This is a genomic window from Levilinea saccharolytica (genome assembly GCF_001306035.1).
Lineage (GTDB): Bacteria > Chloroflexota > Anaerolineae > Anaerolineales > Anaerolineaceae > Levilinea > Levilinea saccharolytica.
In genome coordinates this window covers 30123-49413 of sequence record NZ_LGCM01000027.1, presented here as the reverse complement: position 1 = coordinate 49413, position 19291 = coordinate 30123, and the positions used below count along the sequence as shown (strand labels likewise).

General features: G+C 55.4%; 16 protein-coding genes. 6 read left to right on the top strand and 10 right to left on the bottom strand.

Annotated elements, in window-relative coordinates:
• Window positions 1-20 precede the first annotated feature (20 nt).
• The 4 genes from ADN01_RS06315 to ADN01_RS06300 are packed head-to-tail and all read left to right on the top strand — an operon-like array spanning window position 21 to window position 4554.
• Window positions 21-2246, top strand: a complete 2226-nt coding sequence (locus tag ADN01_RS06315) for a xanthine dehydrogenase family protein molybdopterin-binding subunit (RefSeq protein WP_062418446.1) — start codon at window positions 21-23, stop codon at window positions 2244-2246.
• A 20-nt stretch (window positions 2247-2266) separates the two neighbouring features.
• A complete protein-coding gene (gene yqeB, locus ADN01_RS06310; RefSeq protein ID WP_201778647.1) occupies window positions 2267-3073 on the top strand; it encodes a selenium-dependent molybdenum cofactor biosynthesis protein YqeB in 807 nt (268 codons plus the stop codon).
• On the top strand, window positions 3074-3700 hold the full coding sequence (locus ADN01_RS06305) for a nucleotidyltransferase family protein (RefSeq protein WP_075071018.1): 627 nt from the start codon (window positions 3074-3076) through the stop codon (window positions 3698-3700).
• Window positions 3697-4554 (top strand): aminotransferase class IV, encoded by an 858-nt coding sequence (locus ADN01_RS06300; RefSeq protein ID WP_062418443.1) that lies wholly within the window; start codon window positions 3697-3699, stop codon window positions 4552-4554. The genes ADN01_RS06305 and ADN01_RS06300 overlap by 4 nt, the downstream gene beginning before the upstream one ends.
• On the opposite strand, the gene ADN01_RS06295 is transcribed toward ADN01_RS06300, so the two are convergent.
• From ADN01_RS06295 to ADN01_RS06275, 5 genes are read right to left on the bottom strand one after another with little or no spacing between them, the layout of a single operon-like run.
• Window positions 4551-4901 (bottom strand): putative signal transducing protein, encoded by a 351-nt coding sequence (locus ADN01_RS06295; RefSeq protein ID WP_062418442.1) that lies wholly within the window; start codon window positions 4899-4901, stop codon window positions 4551-4553. The genes ADN01_RS06300 and ADN01_RS06295 overlap by 4 nt on opposite strands.
• Before the next feature lie 11 nt (window positions 4902-4912).
• A complete protein-coding gene (locus ADN01_RS06290) occupies window positions 4913-5482 on the bottom strand; it encodes a class I SAM-dependent methyltransferase (RefSeq protein ID WP_062418441.1) in 570 nt (189 codons plus the stop codon).
• Between the two features lie 12 nt (window positions 5483-5494).
• The gene (locus ADN01_RS06285) at window positions 5495-6730 is read right to left on the bottom strand and encodes a ribonuclease H-like domain-containing protein (RefSeq protein ID WP_082142800.1); all 1236 of its coding nucleotides are present in this window, start codon (window positions 6728-6730) and stop codon (window positions 5495-5497) included.
• Complete coding sequence (locus tag ADN01_RS06280; RefSeq protein WP_062418439.1) at window positions 6730-9273, bottom strand: DEAD/DEAH box helicase; 2544 nt, start codon at window positions 9271-9273, stop codon at window positions 6730-6732. Before ADN01_RS06280 ends, ADN01_RS06285 begins: the two co-directional genes overlap by 1 nt.
• A gap of 9 nt (window positions 9274-9282) precedes the next feature.
• On the bottom strand, window positions 9283-10533 hold the full coding sequence (locus ADN01_RS06275; RefSeq protein ID WP_062418438.1) for an MFS transporter: 1251 nt from the start codon (window positions 10531-10533) through the stop codon (window positions 9283-9285).
• A gap of 138 nt (window positions 10534-10671) precedes the next feature.
• On the opposite strand from ADN01_RS06275, the gene ADN01_RS06270 reads away from it, so the two are divergent.
• Entirely contained in the window at window positions 10672-11967 is a 1296-nt protein-coding gene (locus ADN01_RS06270; protein WP_062418437.1) for an MFS transporter, read from the top strand.
• 2 nt (window positions 11968-11969) lie between these two features.
• Entirely contained in the window at window positions 11970-12716 is a 747-nt protein-coding gene (locus ADN01_RS06265; protein WP_062418436.1) for a prepilin peptidase, read from the top strand.
• Window positions 12717-12790: 74 nt separating this feature from the next.
• On the opposite strand, the gene pckA is transcribed toward ADN01_RS06265, so the two are convergent.
• The 5 genes from pckA to ADN01_RS06240 all read right to left on the bottom strand — a co-directional run bounded on the left by pckA (window position 12791) and on the right by ADN01_RS06240 (window position 19285).
• A complete protein-coding gene (gene pckA / locus ADN01_RS06260) occupies window positions 12791-14398 on the bottom strand; it encodes a phosphoenolpyruvate carboxykinase (ATP) (protein WP_062418435.1) in 1608 nt (535 codons plus the stop codon).
• A 25-nt stretch (window positions 14399-14423) separates the two neighbouring features.
• Window positions 14424-16766, bottom strand: coding sequence for a carboxypeptidase regulatory-like domain-containing protein (locus ADN01_RS06255; protein WP_062418434.1), 2343 nt, complete (start codon window positions 16764-16766; stop codon window positions 14424-14426).
• Between the two features lie 221 nt (window positions 16767-16987).
• Window positions 16988-17425, bottom strand: a complete 438-nt coding sequence (gene nusB / locus ADN01_RS06250; RefSeq protein ID WP_075071017.1) for a transcription antitermination factor NusB — start codon at window positions 17423-17425, stop codon at window positions 16988-16990.
• Window positions 17422-17787: an Asp23/Gls24 family envelope stress response protein gene (locus tag ADN01_RS06245; RefSeq protein ID WP_062418432.1), complete on the bottom strand. Its 366-nt coding sequence runs from the start codon at window positions 17785-17787 to the stop codon at window positions 17422-17424. The genes nusB and ADN01_RS06245 overlap by 4 nt, the downstream gene beginning before the upstream one ends.
• Before the next feature lie 43 nt (window positions 17788-17830).
• Window positions 17831-19285: an MFS transporter gene (locus tag ADN01_RS06240; protein ID WP_062418431.1), complete on the bottom strand. Its 1455-nt coding sequence runs from the start codon at window positions 19283-19285 to the stop codon at window positions 17831-17833.
• Window positions 19286-19291: the final 6 nt, after the last annotated feature.

Here is a 19291-nt window from a genome sequence, read left to right as displayed (position 1 = left end):
GTTCAGGAGGCTTTGCAGCGATGACAGAGGTTGTGGGTAAGATTATACAGCGGGTGGATGCAGTCAGCAAAGTTCGCGGAGAAGCGCTTTACCCTGGCGATATTCAGATGGATGGGCAGGTTCATATGAAGATCCTGTTCAGCCACCGGCCGCATGCGATTGTGAAACGAATTGACACCAGCCTGGCTGAGCAGATGCCCGGGGTGCTGGCGGTCTTGACTGCCAAAGATGTGCCAGTTAATGAATACGGCTTGATCGTTGCGGATCAGCCGGTGCTATGCGGCCCCGGAGCCAGCAAACCTTTTACCGACCGGGTGCGGTTTGTGGGCGACCAGGTGGCGGTGATTGTGGCGGAAACGGAAGCCATTGCAGCACAGGCTCGCGACGCGATCCATGTCGAATATGAAGATCTCCCAATTGTCACAGACCCTCTGGCGGCGATGAAACCAGACGCTTTTTTGCTGCACCCAGACCGCGGGTCGAATGTGTTTGGCCATTACCGCATCCGCAAAGGGGATGCTGAAGCGGCACTCAAGGAAGCCTATGTCGTAGTTGAAGGTGTTTATGATACGCCCGCCCAAGAACATGTTTTCTTGCAACCTGAAGCGGGGCTGGGGTATATGGACGAGGAAGGGCGCGTCACGGTAGTGGTGGCCGGACAGTGGACACATGAGGATCAAGAACAGATCGCCCATGCGCTGAACCTGCCGCTCGAACGGGTGCGCGTGATTTACCCTGCGATTGGCGGTGCATTTGGCGGGCGTGAAGATATGTCGGTGCAGATTGTTTTGGGTTTAGCAGTCCTGCGCCTGAGCGAACGCGGTATTCACCGTCCAGTGAAAATTGTGTGGACCCGCGAAGAATCAATGTTTGGGCATCATAAACGCCACCCGTACCACATCCGCACACGTTGGGGAGCGACCCGCGAGGGGAAAATCATTGCGGCGGATGTGGATGTGTACGCTGACGGCGGGGCGTATATTTACACTTCCACCAAGGTGCTTGGAAACGCTACGCTGATGTGCACCGGTCCTTATGAAATTCCAAATGTGCGCGTGGATTCGTACGCAATTTACACCAATTCCATTCCCAATGGTGCTTTCCGAGGCTTTGGCGGCCCGCAGGGGGCTTTTGCGGCGGAATCACAGATGAACAAACTGGCTGAGGCGCTGGGGATGGATCCGGTGGAAATTCGGCGCCGCAATCTGCTGCAGGAAGGTTCGCTGCTGTCTGTGGGGACACCGCTGCCAAAAGGTGTCAGCATCCAGGCAGTTGTGGAAGCCTGCGCCCAAGAAGCAGGCTGGCAGCTGGAAGATGCGAATTATGTTTTGCCTGAAAATAAAAAGCCCGTACAAATATCCTCTGCGCATAAAAAACGAGGTCGCGGGTTTGCCTGCGCGTTCAAGAATGTGGGCTTCTCATTTGGTGCGCCTGAAAATTGTTGGGCGACCATTGAGCTGCATGGGAAAGACAAAGTGGAAGAGGCGGTCTTGTACCATGCCGGCGCTGAGGTTGGGCAGGGCGCTCACACCGTCTTCCTGCAAATGGCGGCAGAAGCCCTGGGGCTGCCCTTGACTCGGGTACGGCTGGTGGCTTCTGATACGGCTGTGACCGAAAATTCGGGGAGTGTCTCTGCCTCACGGATGACCTTCATGGCCGGAAACGCCATTCGCGGCGCAGCGCAGGAGGCACTGCAGAAGTGGATAAATGAGGAGCGCCCCGCGCGGGCTACTTTCCAATACCGACCGCCGAAAACCACACCTTACGATCCGGAGACCGGCAAATCGGAACCGAATTTCTCTTATGGCTATGTGGCTGAGGCGGTGGATATTGAGGTTGACGTTGAAACCGGCCAGATCCGTTTGCTGAATGTAATTTGTGCAGATGACGTGGGGAAGGCGATCAACCCGCGCCTGGTGCAGGGACAGATTGAAGGGGCCGTGGTTCAGGCTGCAGGGTACGCAATTTTGGAAAACTTCATCCAGCAAAATGGAGAGGTTATCACCAAAACGCTTTCCACGTATCTGATCCCCACTGTGTTGGACATTCCCGATCAGGTGCAGTCTGTCATTATGGAACACCCTGACCCGATTGGCCCGTGGGGTGCGCGCGGGATGGGCGAAATGCCGTTCTTACCGCTGGTTCCAGCCATTACCGCGGCGCTGCATGCGGCGACTGGTGTGTGGTTTGACCGTTTTCCGCTAACCCCAGAACGCGTTTTGGAAGGCTTGCAGCAAGGCAAATAACGTTTAGAGGAAGGCGCAATGTGAGCATTAAAGTATTGATCCGCGGCGGCGGGGACCTTGCCAGCGGAATTGCCTTACGTTTGTATCGTGCCGGAGCTAGGGTTCTTGTCACGGAGCTGTCAGCTCCGGTGATGGTGAGACGATTGGTTTCTTTTGGTCAGGCAGTTTATCAAAAGAATATTGATGTTGAAGGTGTCAGCGGACAGCTCATTCACGCAGTGGACGAGGCCGAGGTGGTTCATCAACAGGGAGATGTGGCTGTATTGGTGGACCCCGATTTGACCTGTCTGTCTGCCTATCAGCCGGATGTATTGGTGGACTGCCGGATGCTGAAGCGGCCGCCGGAGACTGGCCTGGATGCTGCCGCTCTTGTGATCGGCATTGGCCCAGGATTCACCGCTGGGCAAGACTGTCATGCGGTCGTAGAAACTAACCGCGGGCACTGCATGGGGCGGGTTTACTGGCAAGGGCAGGCGCAAAATGATACGCGTATACCCGAAGCGGTGCTGAATCACGAGGCGGACCGCGTGCTGCGTTCACCAGCAGACGGCGAGATCGAAGTCATTCCAGCCATTGGGAGCGTGATCCAGAAGGGCGAGCTGATCGCGCGCGTCGCGGGGCATGAGGTGACAGCACCGTGGTTCGGCGTGCTGCGCGGGATCCTGATGAGCGGATTGCCAGTAGAAGCGGGAATGAAGATTGGCGACCTGGATCCGCGAGGCGAACCACGGTATTGCTATATGGTGTCTGATAAATCCCTGGCGGTGGGCGGGGGTGTGTTAGAAGCCATCTTAAGCCGGCCAGCGCTGCGGGCCAAAATCGCCTGAATGATCATGAATCGGATCGGAGCAGTCATCCTGGCGGCGGGCCTCTCTCGACGCATGGGCGAACCCAAGCTGATTTTGCCGTGGGGTGAGGGGCAAACGGTAATTTCGCATGTGGTCGGTGTGCTGCATGAAGCCGGGGCCAGTCCAATTGTGGTTGTCACCGGGGGAGCGCATACCGAAATTTTAGAAACCCTTTACGGGCATCCGGCAGTCTGTGTGAAAAACCCGCAGTTTGAAAATGAATCCATGCTGACCACGTTCCAGGTGGGGCTGGCCGCCATGCCGGCCGACGTCAGCGCCTGTCTGGTGGCCCTGGGGGACCAACCGCAGATGGAACTGGACACGGTGAGAAGACTGATGGATGTGTATCAAGAAAAGCAGCCCCTTTTGGTGGTTCCCAGTTACCAGATGCGCCGCGGACACCCCTGGGTGATCGCTCGTGGGTTTTGGGATGTAATCGCTGGCCTGCCGTCCAGCGTAACCATGCGAGAATTCCTGTCTGCCCACGCCCATCAAATCCTGTATTTTGAAACGGATTCCGATTCGATCTTGCGGGATGTGGATACGCGTGAAGATTACGCCCGCGAGAAACCTCGATCTTTCGATCATGGAGAAGTGCCTGAATGAATGACACAGCGGTTTGGAGGGTGAATTTTGGCGGTGACCCGCTTTTATTGGCAATCTCTCTTCCTGATTCCGTGATTGGTTTGAATCAAGCTTCGGGTGTTTTGCCCGAAGGAGCCTATACGACCTTCAGAACGTACCAGAAAGCCTGGGTTCCGAAACTTGACGAACATTTTCGCCGCCTGCAAGAAACCGCACTGCTTACCCTTTCAAGACCGGTGCCGATGGACGAGGCGGTTTTGCGGCAAGCATTGTCCCTGGCTGTGCAGCGCTATCCGCACGGCGAGGCCAGAATTCGTCTGACATTGGACTTAACGAAGCATGTCGGAGATGTGTATATCAGCCTGGAGCCGTTGAAAACCCCGCCGCCAGAAGCCTATGAACGCGGGGTTCACACCCTCACCCGAAAAATGCAGCGCAGCAATCCCAAAGCTAAATTGACAGCTTTTCTGCATACCGCACAGCAGACTGTACAGGCATCTGAGCAAAAGGTGGAAGAAATCCTCATGGTGGATCCCCAGGGATTTATCCTGGAGGGATTGAGCAGTAATTTCTTTGCCATCCAAAACGGCGAAATTTGGACCGCGGAAGAGGGAGTCTTATCTGGGATTACCCGCCTGATGGTGTTTGAGGCGGCCCGGAATCTGGGCATCAACATTCATTTAGAACCCCTCCCGCTCCGGCAAATCCCCCAGGTAGAAGAGGCATTTATCACCAGCGCCAGTCGGGCGATTTTACCGGTGGTGCAGGTGGATCAGCATGTCATTGGGGACGGCCGCCCTGGCGAGCAAACAAAGGCCTTGATGGAGGCCTTTCAGATCGTTTTGAAAGAAAGCCTGGAACAGCTGTTCGTTTAGTAGCGAACCCGTTTCGCATAATAAGGGCGAAGGCCTTTTGCGTGGTTTTGCGGGGCGCGCAGAGGCTTTCGCTTTTCTTGTTGAAGGGCTCGCAGGCTGTTGGTCAGCAAAGCTGAAACGCCCATCTTCTCGTCCAGTTCCATGAGGATTCTGCGAGCGTCCGGCGCGCTTTCACGGGGCACGTAGATCTTGGACACCCCTAACGGCCCAACCGTGAGTCCGTAGGTCAAGCCGACGCTTTCCTGAGAAGCCAAAGCGCGAATGCCGAATGATTCAAGATAGAGACGGATCATTGAGGCTTCCAAACGCCCTTCGGCGTGATAAACGACTTCGTACAAATCTTCCATAGCCGTCATCCTTATGTAGGCTGCCGTGCGATCAAACTCGCCACAGCTTTTTGTTTTCCATGATCCGATTCAACCCAGCCCTCAAAATGATATAGGGTCTCCATTTGCTGAAAAGCATTTGCTAATTCACCGGCGGCTAGCAAATTACAGTCCTGAAGGTCAGGCCGGTGCAAGCGCATGTCTTGAGTTAAGGTTTCCAGAAATAGCAGTCCACCCGGACGCAGCGCCCGGCAAAAGACAGGCCAAAGGTTCCTTTGCAAATAATAAAAATTCAGGATCACATCAAACGCACATTCAGGAACGGAGAAATGTTCCAGATCAGCCAGCACCCAATGCGCAGCAGGAGAAAACCGAGCAGCGCGGTGAATGGCCTGCCAGGAAACATCCACGCCGATCACCTGAAAGCCCCGCTGCGCCAGAAAGCACGCGTTTCTGCCTGTGCCGGCGGCGATATCTAACGCGCGCCCCCCTTTGGGCAGCAGCGACGCATTTTCGACCAGAAGCCGGCGCGGCGGAAGGGGATGATCATACTGCGCTTCACGGTAGCGCTCATCCCAACGAATTGAATCAGATTGAGCCATACATTTATTCTATCACGGAGCGAGCAGGCGTTTCAGGCGGGCAAGCCGCTTATGAATCTCGCTGTCAAAATCGCGGCATTGGGCAGGGGTCCAATGAGTTGGAATGCCGGCTTGCAGCGCCCGTTGCGTCCAAATAATGGCCTCGCCAGGGTGCCTAAGCTGGTGTTCACAGTATTTTGCCAATTCGATGCAGGCTTCGGCATCCCCGAGGTCGGCGGCGCGGCTCCATAGGTCGGCGGCGGTTTGCCAATCCCCGCGTCGTTTGAAAATTCGGGCGTAGCGATGAAGGGTCTGCGCAAAATGGATTGGCGGCAGATCGCCTTGCTGCAAAGCGCTTTCATATAAATTCAACGCCTGAGGAATGCGCCCCAGGTCCTCATACAGCCGTGCCAGAGCAGCTCGATCGAGGCCGGGAAGGGAGCGAGACGAGTTAGGTTGAGCCAAAATATCCGCGCAGAGGTGAAAAAGTGCCGCCATCGAGACAATGTCCATGTCGTTGTGATAAAAAACGCCTTGCAGCGGGCGAGCGTCCTGATGGTCCAGATAATCAATGTATAGCTCGGGGACCATCCAACCGGGGACTTCTTCGGCAGTGCGCTCCAGCCCCAGGATTTCATTCTCCAGGCTGCCCAATCGGCGGCTGGGAAGTCGGTCTCGCCACAGTCGGCGGGCCAACTGAAGCAGATCGACGTGGACGTGTTCCGAAAAAACATTTTGAAAGCCGTATAAAGTGAAGCGTGTGTTGAGCAGCGGAATATCAAAAGCTTTTCCGTTGAAGGAAACAATCACTTTAAATCGCGCAGCCAACTGTTCGATATAGGCCAGGAATGCGGCTTCCATCCCTGGGTCGCGCAAGAAGATCTGGTGAAGTTCAAATCCCTGAGGGGATAGAAAGCCAATACCTACCAGGAACGCAAAAGTTCCTGCGCCGCCAGATAACCCGCTGGTTTCGGCGTCCAGAAAGAGATAGGAATGGGGATGGAGATCTTTAAGTTCTGGTGTGCGGTTCCATTCCGCCAGGATCTCAACTTCACGAAATTCGCACAACGGCACAGAACCCTGAAGGGTTTCCGGCCCGTAGAGCTTACGGCTGACAAACACCGGCCCAAACGGGGTGAGCACATCTTCGCCGGGAACTACTTCCTGAATGGGAAATTCTCTAGATTCTTCTTCTGGAAGCCGGGCAGGTGTCTCCTTTGCACCTACCTGTACCCCTAATGATTTCAGGCGATCAAAGAGCGATTCCATCAATTTTGATCCTCGAAAGGAACCAGTTGGTTGAGCATGGCCAGGGTTTCGGGCTTGCCGCCGAACCCATTTTCTGGAGATGGGCCCACACAACCCGGGCAGCCGTCTGGGCAGCCGCAATGGACGAGCTGATCACGGCACTGCGCCATCAACAGCAGATGCTCCTGATACGCGCTTTCACTCAGGCCGATACCGTCTGGAATCTGGTCGTAGAGAACCACAGCGGGACAGGTTTCAGAAAAGACGGATTCATGATCCACATGGGTCTCAATGTCGCTCAAATCGCACATCAGAATCAGGGGCGCGATTTGGCGCATGAGATAGCTCAGGCCTGCCAGCCCGCTGCGGACGCGAACCTGCGCCTCGGCTTGCCGGTGACAGGCTGGACAGAGGGTGATCAAATTCTCCAGTCGGTTGGCTTCTGCAGCCGATGTAAACATACGGAAGGGGGTTTTATGGTGCACATGATGGGGGCTTCTTCCTTCAGCCGCGCCGCAGGCTTGACAGGTGTAACGATCCCTCTGGCGTGCGAGTTGGCGCTGCCGCTCCCAATTTGGCCCATATTGGATCGGGTCGCTGCGCCAAAAGCCGCTCCGCTTCAGCTGTTCCAGGCTGGCCTCGTTCAAGTAAACCCAATACCCCACGGTGCGCAGCTGGGTGGCCGGCATTTCCAGGTCCACCATGCGCAGGGTTTCACGGGTGAACCACTGGATCTCACGATAACCAACCACCTGGGTAGTCACCAACAATTCGCCGTATCCCTTGATCCCGCCGGGGACTTCTTCTTCTTTGAGGGTAGAAATTTTCTGCACAGTGGTTTTTCGGATGGGTTCGGTGAAGTAGTCCAGTTCCACAGGACGGAGGCGAGCCTGATGCTGTTCAAAATCCAGGGCTTCCACCTGGTAGCTGCGGCCGGCATGCAGGTAGACGGCGCCGGGATGCACCATCCAGTTCGCGCTGGCTTCATCCACTTCACCGATCGTTTCCATGCGGAGAGGGTCTTGGGTAGAAAGCAGGCGAAAGGGAGAAGCCGAAGCAGTGCGCAAAGAAACGGAGTTAGCAGGATATTGATCGCTGATCCAGAAGTAGCGTTGATTTGAATGATGAACCTGGCGATCTGCCGCAAGAAATTCCATCAGACCTTGCAGCACATCCATAGGAACAGCTCCAAATTTTTCCCCTTCTTGAAAGGACAGCTCAAAGGCCGCGCAGCGCAGGTGTTGAAGGAGGATCACCAGATTATCGGCGTTTAATAGAGCGTGTTCAGGCGATCGTTCCAGCACATATTCGGGATGGCGAGCCAGGTATTGATCCAGCGGGGCGGCGGAAGCCACCAACACCGCCAGGGCGTCGCCCAGCCGCCGCCCGGCCCGCCCAGCTTGTTGGCGGATCGTGGCGATGCTGCCCGGATAACCGACCAGGATCACCGCGTTCATCCCACCGATATCCACACCCAATTCGAGGGCGTTGGTGGATACCGCCAGACGAACCTCACCCTGCTTCAGGCCGTCTTCAATCGCCCGCCTCTCTTGGGGGAGATAGCCGCTGCGGTACCCTTGAACATCGTTGGAATTGGTTTTATCACGCAGATCGCGCAGCAAAATTTCCACCGCCCGGCGCGAACGGACAAAAATGAGGGTTTGCATCTTGGCCGCCCACAAATCCTGGGCCAAACGCACACTCTCGGCGGCCGCGGAGCGCCGCAGCCCCAAATCGGGGTGGATGACCGGCGGATTGTAGATCAGGAAGAAGCGCCGTCCAGCGGGGGAACCGTCCTGGTCAATGAGCGTCACCGGGGATTCCACAAGATGCTCGGCGTGTTCCCGCGGGTTCGAGATGGTGGCGGAGGTCATGATGAAGGTGGGGAATGCGCCGTAAAACTGGCAGACGCGCTTCAGGCGGCGCACCAAATTGGCTAAATGTGCGCCAAAAACGCCGCGATAGATATGGATTTCATCAATGACCACATAACGCAGGCTTCGAAAGAATTCCGCCCAGTTCGTGTGGTGAGGAAGGATACCGATATGCAGCATATCGGGGTTTGTAAGCAATATACGCGCCTGAGCACGAATAGACGAGCGCTGCGAGGCCGGGGTATCCCCATCGTAAGCGGCCGCGTGAATGGGGACGGTTCCGCTGATGGGGTTAAGCATCTGTAAAAGAGCTGTGATGCTCCGCACCTGATCATTACCCAGAGCTTTGGTCGGAAACAAGAATAAGGCTCTGGCAGCAGGATCATTCAGCAAGGTGTTTAGCACCGGCAGCTGATAACCCAACGATTTCCCGCTGGCGGTTCCTGTAGACATAACCACGTTTTGACCGGCAGATGCGGCCTCAAACGCGGCGGCCTGGTGACTGTAGATTCGGGTGATCCCGGAGGATTCAAGAACGCGCTTCAGGCCGGGGTGGATGTCCTCGAACAGCTCCCCGAATACGGCCTCTCTGGCTGGAATTTCTCGGGTTTCGACAATATTGGCAGCGATCCCAGGCTCATTTTGCCAGCGGGACAGAATTTGTTCGAGGGGGGAAAGAGTCGTCATCATGAGACTGCCTTATGTGCCGCCCCAACGCCGAATATCCGGGCGAAGGTAATGAAAACCAAGATACCCCACCAGACAAACCGAACCGCCGATCATCACTGCGGTTGAGGCTCCAACGGTCTGCACCAACCAACCCAAGAACAGACTGCCGAAGGGGGCAATACCGTTCATGACCCACAGGTAACTGCTGATCACCCGGCCGCGGAGGTGATCCGGCACAGTCAATTGAATCAAGGTGTTGGCCAGTGCCAGCTGAGTCACAGTGCCCCAGCCCATCATCAGAATAAATGGAACTGCCTGGTAGAGGGAGCGGCTGAAACCCAAACCAACCAGCCCGATTGCAAAGACGATCTGACCGATCATCAGCAATCGCCCTTTATGACGCATGGTACTGAAAGCGGCCAGGGTCACCGCAGCCACGAGGGCGCCTACGCCCTGCGTTGTAACCATCAAACTGTTCCTCCCGGCGACGACGGCATTGGTGTCCCCCACGGCTTTCAGAACGTCGCGGGCAAAAACCGGGATCTGCTGGGCAAACGGAAAGCCCCAAAAGCTGGGGATGGCAACTAACATGAGAATGAACAGAATGATCGGCGTTCTGCGGATAAATCTCTGACCTTCTAAGAAGTCCGCTGTGCTGAGGCGGTGATCGTTCTGCGCCAACTGCTTGGGTTTGGTTTGGATGATGAACAGACCGATGATGACAAATAGATAAGAAACCCCATTGGCAAAAAAGGCCCAGCCCTCTCCCGTGTTTTGAAGCAGCATCAAGAACGGCGCCGAGAGAGATGGGCCAATCACGCGGGCAGCGTTAAAAATAGTGGAGTTGAGCGCGATGGCATTCGGCAGCGCCTCACGATCTACCAGCTCAATCAGCATGGATTGGCGCGCAGTGATTTCGAGGGAATTGGCAAACCCCAAAATAAAGGTCAAACCCACAATGTGCCAGATGGTCACCTGGTGGGTGATGGCCAAATAAGCCAGGGTAAAGGCTTGCAGCATCATCACAATCTGCATGGTGATCACAGTTTTGCGTTTGTTCAGCCTTTCAATAATGACCCCGGCGGGTAAGATAAACAAAAAGGCCGGCAGGGTATTGGCAAACCCAACCAGGCCCAGATAAATAGGCTGATCCGTTAATTGGTACGCCAAATAGGGCTGGACGGTACTCTGCATCCAGGTGCCGATCAGCGATACGAACTGGCCAAGCCAAAAGATCCGGTAATTTCGAAATTGCAGGGCTGGAAAACGAGAATTGGCCAACAGGCTACCTCATAAGAGTGATGAAAGAACACGAACGAGCGGGCGTTTGCCTTTCCTCATATTCCAGATTATACTCTTACTTGCAGCTGGAGTGTTCGCTGTTCCCAACGATCCATAATCTCAGGAGAGAAACCTACGATGCCCTCTCAAAAAACACGTTGGATTGCCGTTTGGATTTTCTTCGCTTTCATGCTCCTACACCAATCCGATCGTCTCTTAATCGGGCCGCTGACTGTGGACATCATGGAAGAATTTCAAATCACGCAAACCCAAATGGGGGCTGTGTTCACGGGCGCGCTAATTGTCGGTGCTGTATTATACCCGCTTTGGGGTTGGCTTTATGACCGCTATGCGCGGGCGCGTCTGTTGGCTCTGGCTTCGTTGATCTGGGGTGTTACCACCTGGTTCAGCGCTGTCGCGCCGACTTACGGCTGGTTCGTGGCCAGCCGGGCTTCAACGGGCGTAGACGACTCTAGCTACCCGGGTTTGTACAGCCTGATCTCGGACTATTTTGGCCCGCAGGTGCGGGGAAAAATCTACGGCTTGCTCCAACTGACCATGCCGTTTGGGTATCTGCTGGGGATGGTTTTAGCACTGCTTCTGGGCGGTGTGATCGGATGGCGGGCCATATTCTATATCACCGGCAGTCTGGGCATCGTTTTGGCGGTGTGCATCTTCATCTGGGTCAAGGATCCTCTGCGCGGTCAAAGCGAACCGGAATTCGAAAACCTGGCGGAAATTGGCATCTACCGCTTTGAATGGAAAATCGCCCGCGACCTGGTGAAAAAGCCCAGCCTGATCCTGCTGTTTGTACAGGGCTTTTTTGGGGTGTTTCCCTGGAATGTGATTACCTACTGGTTTTTTGCTTATTTGGAAAAAGATCGCGGGTATGCAGAAAATACTATCCTGATCACCATGGTTCCGGCGATTCTCATTCTGGCTGCCGGGTATCCATTGGGCGGGGCGTTGGGTGATCTGTGGTTTAAGCGCACGCCGCGCGGTCGGGCTTATATTTCCTCCATTGGGGTCATTATCGGCGCGGTGCTTCTGTATTTCACCATGAATGTTCCCAATCAGCAGACGGGGTTATTTATGGTGCTGCTTTGCGCGACAGCGTTGTTTATCCCCTTTGCCTCCCCCAACGTGCTTTCTACGGTTTATGATGTGACTTTGCCAGAAGTGCGAAGCACGGCCAATGCTTTGCTGAGTTTTTCTGAATCCATCGGTTCAGCCCTGGCCCCGTTGATTGCGGGGATCATCGCGGACGCCTTTTCGCTGCAATCGGCCATTCTCTGGATTTGCCTGAGCGCCTGGGCGCTCTGTTTCATCTTTTTCTTGGTGACCGCGCATTTTGTGCCGCGGGACGTGCAGGTTCTGCGCCGCCAAATGGCCCAGCGGGCGGCGAACGAAAAGTCTGCGGCGCAGGCGGCGTAACCATGAACCTCGTCTGGATCGGTGTACTCCTGTTCGGTTACGGCTTGGGCTGTACGGTGAATTATTTGGCCGATGTGCTGCCCATCCACCGCCGGTTCACTGCACCTGTCTGCACCTCTTGCCACGAACCCCTCCCGCCGATGCAGTTCTTTTGGCCGGGGGGCGCGTGTCCCAGCTGCCAGATGCGGGCCTCTGTTCGCACCTGGATCGTTCTTGTCGCCTTTCCCCTGGCGGTGCTGGCCTTGTGGCTGTGGACACCGCCGCGCCTGGGGTTTTGGGTGGGCAGTCTACTTCTGGCTTATTTTGCCCTGGTAGCCATCACCGACCTGGAATACCGCATCATATTGCACCCGGTGAGTCTGGCCGGGGCCTTGGGCGGGTTGGCCCTGGGCTGGTACCTGCACGGCTTGACCACAACCCTCATCGGCGGGGCAGCAGGTTTTGGCGTCATGCTGGTGCTGTATTATTTTGGTGAGCTGTTTGCGCGCTTTATCTCTAAACGCCGAGGACAGGAAGTTGAAGAAGTCGCCCTGGGCTTTGGCGATGTGAACTTGAGCGGGGTGTTAGGTTTGATCCTGGGCTGGCCGGGGATCACGCTGGGATTGCTGTTTGGTATCTTGTTGGGGGGCGTCACCAGCGCCGGCATCATTCTGGTTGCTGTCTTGCGGCGCAAATATCAAATGTTCACCGCCATTCCCTATGCGCCCTTTTTAATCCTGGCCGCCATTTTCCTTCTTTACCGGCCTTAATCAAAGATGCAATAAAAAACGCCAACAGTCCGAGCAGGGGCTGTTGGCGTTTTATGGTTACAGCCTGATTTCGCTTACCCGTTGTGCGGGCCAGCCTTAACCACCTCGGCCGGAACTTGCTGGGCAAACTGCTTGAAATTCTCTTCGAAGCGGCTGATTAAGCCGCGCGCCTGTTTCTCATAAGCAGTGGTGTCTTTCCACAGCGTGTGGGGCAGAAGCATCTCGGCGGGCACATCCGGGCAGCTAACCGGCACCGAAAGCCCAAAATAGGGGTCCTTTTGCATGGCGATGCGGTCCAGTTCTCCGTTGAGGGCTGCGCGGATCATGGCGCGTGTGTACGGCAGCTTAATGCGCGAGCCAGTGCCGTACGCGCCGCCGGACCAACCGGTGTTGATCAACCACACACGCACCTGATGCTTTTGGATCTTCTCGCCCAGAAGGTCAGCATAGCGCCCTGGGTGAAGGGGCAAAAAGGGCGCGCCAAAGCAGGTGGAGAAGGTGGCCTGCGGCTCGCTGCCCAAATCTTTCTCCGTGCCTGCCAGTTTTGAGGTGTAGCCCGACAGGAAATAATACATGGCCTGTTCGGGCGTTAACCGCGAAATGGGGGGCAGCACACCAAATGCATCTGCACTGAGGAAGAAGATATTTTCGGGATGACCAGCATAGCCACTCTCCACGTGGTTGGCTACGTAATCCAACGGATATGCACCGCGGGTGTTTTCGGTAAACCGTTCCGAATCAAAGTCTATCTTCCTGCTGTCCGTGTTGTAATCCACGTTTTCCAGAACCGACCCAAAACGTTGGCATGCATCCCAAATCAGCGGTTCCAGTTCGGGTTTAAGGCGGATCGTTTTGGCGTAGCAACCGCCCTCAATATTAAAGATGCTTGTATCGGACCAGCCGTGTTCATCATCCCCAATGAGTTGGCGGTCGGGGGAGGAGGAAAGGGTGGTTTTTCCCGTGCCCGAAAGGCCAAAGAATAAGGCCACATCACCTTTGGCACCTACGTTAGCCGAGCAGTGCATGGAAAGCACGCCCCGGCGCGGCATTTCATAATTCATCACTGTGAAAACAGATTTTTTGATCTCGCCCGCGTAGTGGGTGCCGCCGATCAACACCAGCTTCTTTTGAAAATTGACCAGAATGAAGGTGGAAGAGCGGGTTCCGTCCACTTTGGGGTCTGCCTTAAAATCTGGGCAAACCAGGATAGTGTATTCGGGTGTATGCGTGATCTGTTCCTCTGCGGTGGGGCGAATGAACAAATCATGCGAAAATAAGGCCTGCCAGGCTTTTTCGGTGATTACGCGGATGGGGAGCTTATAGTCGGGGTGTGCGCCCACCATCATGTCTTTGATGTAGACTGTACGCCCTTGGAGGTAGGCCAGCATTTTTTGATGCAGACGATCAAAGGCCTCCTCTGACATCGGCACGTTCACTTTTCCCCACCAGATTTCGTCATCCTGGGCGGTGTTGTGCTGAATAACAAACTTGTCGTTCGGGGATCGGCCGGTAAACTTCCCGGTGTTCACTATCACTGCGCCCGAATTGGATAAGATTGCCTCGCTCCGTTCAATCGATTGTTCCACCAGGGCGGCTGGGGGCAGGTTGAATAAAGCTGCTTTGAGGTGCTTTAACCCCTGATCTTCCAATCTTGTAACGCCGACAAGGCTTTCAGATTTCATTAGAGCACATCCTCCTTATAGGAATTCATGATTCCGGCTGTCCAGACAGTCGGGGGAACCAATACCAGAGCACATCCGCAGCCGGTTTTCCATACACCGAAGCGGATTTATCCACCAACAAGGCGGGCACGTAGAACCCGCGGCTCAAAATGCCTGTGATCCACTCGCGTTGATTGACCGCAGCTAACACGGCATTGTATGCCTGGGTTTGTTCGTCCAGATTTATAACTGCATCTGGTTGGTCAGGATGCAATGGATACAAGTTTTCAAAACGCACACAGGCATCTTTCGCCAGTACGCAGCCGCTGGCCGCTCCTTGCGCCGATGGGTACTCCATCCCCAGCACAACTCCTTTGCCTGTAGACTGCACCAGCGGGAGCGCTTTTTCGTCTAGCTGATGACCTGCTTCTGCGGCCATCGCAGATGGGTCCAGTTCCATAGACGCCGAAAGCGGTACAGACCACAACAAGTAAATACGATCTACCTTGACCAAAATCTCTTGCGGCGGGGGTGTTTCTGAGGCGTTAACCGCCCATAAAATTTCGCCCTTGTAGAGGCCGCGCACCTGGTCAATTAGATTCACCCAGCGATCCAGGGCATCATCGGGAACACCCGATAGACTGCCGTCGCTGAGCGCGCCTGCCGGGAAGGCCGGGGCGACTCCAGGGTCACCCAAAATGATTGCAGAAGCACCGGTTTGTTGGGCAAGGGCTGCCTGATGCCGTAAAAACTCTGTGTATCTGTCAAACCAGCTCTGCCACCAGCTGTCATCCCGTTTGGCTTCTGCCCACCATTTGCTCAGGGTTTTATTGGCGCGGACGCGCGGAAATAACACTCCATCCAATTGATTTGCCTTCGCCTGTTGGAGCAGAGCTAACGTATCATAAGCCAGAGGATCTTTACCCGCAGACGGCTGCAAAATCGGCGGCGTTTCGCGGGTGAACGTCCAGGTAGGTGAAAGCACCACCTGTTTACCGCCGATGTTTTGAATATTTTTAAAGCCCTCGATGGAGTACGTCAGCCAGGAAGGACGGTAAGCATCGCGCTGATAGAGTTCCACCCCCACCCAAAAACTACGGTCGCGGGGGGTAATGTTCATCGCAACCACGGCTGTGGGCTGGCTGGGCTTCTTCATCCAGGCCCAGTTGGCAATGTCATCTTGGAATAATTGTTGGATCGGGCTGGTGGAGAAGGGGAACCCGTTAGCTTTCACCCCTTTGGTGGCGGCGTCGTCTGCCGCGCCGCACTGGTCGTTGCGGCAATAACGGTAGCCCACCTCACGCAGCATGCCCAGCGGGCTGTAGAGCGTAAAACGCCATTCCCGCCCGCGGTGCTTCCACATGGGGATAGGTTCCGTCCATCCGCCCGGGCTGCCGTACGGGTTAAATTGAATCGAGATGATATCGGTTTCCGGCGTATTTGCGGGGACGGTCGCGGAAAATTGGATAGGCGCAGAACTGCCTCCGCTTTTCCAGGTTTCCACCACATCTTCGATGACCACATCCTGCTGGGGCAGAATCACCTGGCGGGTTTGAAATTTACCGTCTCCGCGGTGCTCCGCGTTCCAAAAACCATCTCCCAGGGTGTACTTGTAGCGCAAATCCCAACCGGCGGGTAACGATGTAAGCAGACTGTAGCGTCCGTCTGGCATCCGGGTCATCACCGGTGCGCGTGAGGCCGGGGCGCTGATCCCGCCCGCCAGGTCGCCGTGCATATTCCCCAACCCATACAGGCTGCCCACCAAACGCACTACGGCATTAGGGTCGCTATCAGGAATTTTTACCAGGAACAAGACCTGGATCATTTTTGATGGGCTGAGGGCAAATTCAGCCGGAGTGGTGGCGTTTTCGGCGATGAGAGCGCCCTGTTGGAAGGGTTGATGTGAGCCGTTGATGGGGTAAGCCACCAGGTTGTGTGTTCCGGGCGCCAACCCTTCAAGGATAAAGTAGCCGTCTGCGCTGGAAAGTGCCTGCTGTCCGCCCGAACACACCAGCACGTCCGGAATTGGCGCACGTGTGGCTGCATCCACAATCTTACCGATGATCCGCCCGGCGTTTTTAACCCCCACTGCCCGATCCGTCCAACCCACCACAACATCTTGAATTTCTTGGGCCGAGGTGATGTACGCCATACGGTAACGCACCGCTTGATCAGCAGCGTAGGCCTCCATGACCGGCGGTGAACCGGCAAGAATGTAGCGGTATTTGATCAGGGACCCCGCGGGAATGGGGATGGTGACCTTGAAAGTGTTATTGCCCTGGGATTCCATCCCATAGCGCTGCGGATTCAGGCTCAGGCCGGTCACCTCATCCAGTATTTCCAAGGCCACATTTTGCAGCCCAGGGCCAGTGCCAGCCCAGCGCAGCACAAAGGTAGTGTCAAACGACGGCGTCGCTGGGGTGGGGGTAGGCGGTGGGGTAGGGGATAGGGGGACAGCAGGTACAGAAAAACAACCGCTTAACACGCTCAGCAAGGTCAAACTAATCAGAAATCCACCAGCTTTTTGTAGCAAGCGATTTCTTCGCGTCATATAACCCCTGTTAAGCTTGCCCGAATTGGCCTGTCCGTCGGGCAATCCAATAGATGATCTTAGAGCGTTGTTAAGCCCAAGGCTTTCTTTATTTCTGCCTGTCGGTTGGCCAGACTCCCCAAGACGCCGTTGACGAAACGCGGGGTGCTGTCTGAGCCGAAAAGTTTGGCTAATTCAATGGCTTCGTTAATGGCCACTTTAACCGGCGTGGTTTCTGATACAGCGAATTCCCACACCGCAATGCGCAAGATATTACGATCAATGATCGCGACCTGATCCATGGGCCATTCCGGGGCGTGTTGGGCGATAAAAGCATCCAGTTTTGCCATCAATGGAACCACCCCGGCAATAATTTGCCAGGAAAAATCAGCGGTGCTCTTGTCCAACGGTTCGGTATCCAGGCGCGTTTGAAAAACCGTCCCGATGGGGTGACCCGTGAGATCAATTTCGTAAAGAACTTGCAAGGCGACACTTCGTGCCTTGGTGCGTGATTTCATAGGTTGGAAGATTCTTGGTCTGATGGATAATCAATGTCTTCAACATGTACGTTGATCTTGCCAATTTCCATGCCAACCATCTCAGAAATGGCGCGCGCAACTTTCTGTTGAATGTTCCGACTCACGTCGCGGACATTGACGTCTTGTAGGAGAACCACATATAAATCAGCGTAAACGGTATTGTTCTCAACGCTGATGCGTACGCCGTCGGTGTCCGCCCGCTTGAGAAACCGATCTACGGTTCCAGGGATGGTGGTGAGACGGCTGACGCCGGGGACGCTGAGTGTGGTCAAACGCGCGATGCTGGTTAGCACATCGGGCGCAATGGTAGTTTTTCCAGGGGGTCTCGTCTGATCGCTCATAATATTCTCCAGGTTAACGTACAGGGTAATTATAACTGATATTCTAATTCACGGTAGCTGGCTTTTGGTGAATGCCCTTCAAAGCCAGGACGGAAAAGAGCAGCAAAATGGCGTAGATGGCGAACAAAGCCGCGTACCCCACACCGGGCAGATCCGGCGCCAGGCGGGTGATGTGGTCTGCAATCGGACCGCCGATGTAAGCGCCCACGGCTCCCGCGCCAGCCCCAGCCAGGTTCGAAATCCCTAAAAACCTTCCAGCCTCCGCTTTGGGCACAATTTCAGTTCCCAACGCCCAGTTGACCGCGTAAAATAAACCGGTGGCCATGCCAATGAGTACGCCGCCCAGGTACACGACGCTCATCCCTGGCGCAAAAATCACACACAATGTTCCGACCGCGGCGACAATCCCGCTGAGCACCAGCATCGGTTTACGGCCAAAACGATCCGAGAGCCATCCTGAAGGGATAGCTGAAAGCAGAATGAAGATGCCGACGAACATGGTCAGTTGTGCGGCAGGCTTGGCCGCCTGTTCGCCCACGTACCCAAAGCGGCCTTGCAGAAAATAAACCGTGAAGCTAGCCAAATTGGTGGAGCCTACCAAAAACGCCAACCGGCTGATGACCCACCATGTGAACGAGGAATTGCTTACCGCGTCTTTTCCCAGCCCTACACGCACGCTGAACCATACCCCCAGGATCACAGCTGCGCCCATGCACACCACACCGGCCAGAAACAAAACAGCTACGACGGCGGTGGATGACAGGCCCGCGGCCAGGCTGCTCACCCCCTGGATCACCCATTCCATCAGCAGAATTACCAGTGTGAAGGTAGCGGTCATCACCACCAGGCGCAGGAAAGGCTGCCAATCCAACGCCTCATATTCGCGCTGATTGCGTTCTTCGGGAATGAGCAGTGACAATCCCATACAAAGCAGCAGAATGAACATGAGCACCAACAGCCCGCCCCACAAATTACCCGATGCAACCAGACGGGCGATGGTGAAGGAAACCAAAATCACAGGAATGGGGACTTCTAGCACCGCCTTCACCCCAGAGAAACGGCCGCGCAGATCGTTGGGCACCAAATCAGGAATCAAGCCCTGCTGTGCGCCGTGGGCTGTGTTGGCCGCCACCATTTGCAGAATGATCAGGGTGAACAGCACCCAATAGCCGCCCAGCCCTTCCAGACCCGCGGTGAAGCCCACCAGGGTGAGCACTACGATCAACCCCAGAGTGCCCGCCACAATAAAAGGCCGCCGCCGTCCCCAAGGATGGTTTGAACGGTCTGATAACATGCCCATTAGGGCTTGCACCAGCAGCGCAGTCATCAAGGTCCACAACCGCAGCCGGCCGTAATAGGTGCCCTTGAGGGCTTCGCCTACGAACTGCTGCACCAGCAGTGGGATGATCAACGGCGTCATCGTTTGGGAGAGGGTTGTCAGACCCATCCAGAAGGCATTGAGGGTCAAATAGTCATACCACCGGATGTCTCGTTTCATGCGTTC

Bases quoted from the DNA above. Each gene is read 5' to 3' on its own strand.
- ADN01_RS06315 (WP_062418446.1), top strand. From the start codon at position 21: ATGACAGAGGTTGTGGGTAAGATTATACAGCGGGTGGATGCAGTCAGC.
- ADN01_RS06305 (WP_075071018.1), top strand. From the start codon at position 3,074: ATGATCATGAATCGGATCGGAGCAGTCATCCTGGCGGCGGGCCTCTCT.
- ADN01_RS06300 (WP_062418443.1), top strand. From the start codon at position 3,697: ATGAATGACACAGCGGTTTGGAGGGTGAATTTTGGCGGTGACCCGCTT.
- ADN01_RS06295 (WP_062418442.1), bottom strand. From the start codon at position 4,901: ATGGAAGATTTGTACGAAGTCGTTTATCACGCCGAAGGGCGTTTGGAA.
- ADN01_RS06290 (WP_062418441.1), bottom strand. From the start codon at position 5,482: ATGGCTCAATCTGATTCAATTCGTTGGGATGAGCGCTACCGTGAAGCG.
- ADN01_RS06285 (WP_082142800.1), bottom strand. From the start codon at position 6,730: ATGGAATCGCTCTTTGATCGCCTGAAATCATTAGGGGTACAGGTAGGT.
- ADN01_RS06280 (WP_062418439.1), bottom strand. From the start codon at position 9,273: ATGATGACGACTCTTTCCCCCCTCGAACAAATTCTGTCCCGCTGGCAA.
- ADN01_RS06270 (WP_062418437.1), top strand. From the start codon at position 10,672: ATGCCCTCTCAAAAAACACGTTGGATTGCCGTTTGGATTTTCTTCGCT.
- ADN01_RS06265 (WP_062418436.1), top strand. From the start codon at position 11,970: ATGAACCTCGTCTGGATCGGTGTACTCCTGTTCGGTTACGGCTTGGGC.
- pckA (WP_062418435.1), bottom strand. From the start codon at position 14,398: ATGAAATCTGAAAGCCTTGTCGGCGTTACAAGATTGGAAGATCAGGGG.
- nusB (WP_075071017.1), bottom strand. From the start codon at position 17,425: ATGAAATCACGCACCAAGGCACGAAGTGTCGCCTTGCAAGTTCTTTAC.
- ADN01_RS06245 (WP_062418432.1), bottom strand. From the start codon at position 17,787: ATGAGCGATCAGACGAGACCCCCTGGAAAAACTACCATTGCGCCCGAT.
- ADN01_RS06240 (WP_062418431.1), bottom strand. From the start codon at position 19,285: ATGAAACGAGACATCCGGTGGTATGACTATTTGACCCTCAATGCCTTC.